General features: G+C 58.7%; 1 protein-coding gene. It reads right to left on the bottom strand.

Annotated features, from left to right (window positions below):
* On the bottom strand, positions 1–380 hold a 380-nt coding region (locus tag J0A67_RS22660), incomplete at both ends, for a phage portal protein (protein ID WP_206571669.1).

Below are 380 nucleotides of genomic sequence, written 5' to 3'. Positions count from 1 at the left end.
ACGAATTTTCGCCGCCCCATAAAGTACGCCCACGACTCGTTCGCACTGGCCCGTGCCGTGGAGTAGCTCATCTGGGCGTAATTCCGGGAAAGCTGCTCATACGAGACACCCAGCCCGGCAGCGATATACCGCAGCAGTGACTGCTCAAACACGGAGTAGCCGTTATCCGTATCCTGAGCCGTCTGCAGGTTCAGTGAGTCACCCGGCATCAGGTGCGGTACTTTTGCGCCTCCCAGCCGGACCGGCGCTGCGGCGTAATACGCGGCAATTTCACCAATCCAGCCGGTCAGCCTTTCCCGCTGCTCCTGACTGTTCGCGCCCAGAATAAAATCCATCGCTGACTGCGTATCCAGCTCACTCTCAATGGTGGCGGCATACAT

The sequence above is a fragment of the Algoriphagus aestuariicola genome, assembly GCF_017254835.1.
Lineage (GTDB): Bacteria > Bacteroidota > Bacteroidia > Cytophagales > Cyclobacteriaceae > Algoriphagus > Algoriphagus aestuariicola.
The sequence above is the reverse complement of the archived record's forward strand: the minus strand, read 5'-3'. Positions and strand labels throughout refer to the sequence as shown.